Here is an 804-nt window from a genome sequence, read left to right as displayed (position 1 = left end):
GATGATTATGGTGTTTGCATTTGGAATATCGATGCCCGTTTCAATGATTGTTGAGGAAACGAGAACATTGAAGCGTTGGTGGTAGAAGTCTGACATTGCTTGCTCAAGCTCGCGCTCACGCATTTGCCCATGTGCGAAACCAACACGAGATTCAGGTATGAGTTTTTGCAAGAACTCGACTTCTTTTTCGATATTCTTGACATCATTGAATAAGTAATAGACTTGGCCGCCGCGCAGTATTTCACGCAGTACAGATTCACGTATCAAAGCATCTTGCTTTTGCCTTACGAAGGTCTTAACTGATAAACGTTTGGCTGGTGGTGTTGCGATAATCGATAAATCACGCACACCACCCATCGCCATATTCAATGTTCGCGGAATTGGGGTTGCCGTTAATGTGAGTATATCTACTTCGGCACGTAGAGCTTTGAGTTTCTCTTTTTGTTGCACCCCGAACCTGTGCTCTTCATCGATGATTAGTAAGCCCAAGTTCTTAAATTTAATGTTTCCTTGAATCAGCTTATGCGTGCCGACGAGGATATCGACTTCACCAGATTCAACACGCTCCAAAACTTTGCCTTGTTCTTTTGCAGTTTTAAAACGAGAAATCAGCTCTACATTTACTGCCGTATCTGCAAACCGATCTAGAAAACTTTGATAATGCTGTTGTGCGAGCAGAGTAGTAGGGACTAAAACAGCGACCTGCTTGCTAGAGTAACTCGCGATGAATGCAGCACGCATTGCGACCTCGGTTTTGCCAAAGCCGACATCCCCACAGACCAATCGATCCATAGGCTGATCTTT

Annotated in this window: 1 protein-coding gene; it reads right to left on the bottom strand. The window is 44.2% G+C overall.

Going from position 1 to position 804, the window contains the following annotated elements; translation table 11 throughout:
* Positions 1–804 (bottom strand): DEAD/DEAH box helicase (locus A3739_RS25125; RefSeq protein WP_156502822.1); only part of this gene is annotated, 804 nt, incomplete at both ends.

The organism is Oleiphilus sp. HI0067, from assembly GCF_001635735.1.
The sequence above is the reverse complement of the archived record's forward strand: the minus strand, read 5'-3'. Positions and strand labels throughout refer to the sequence as shown.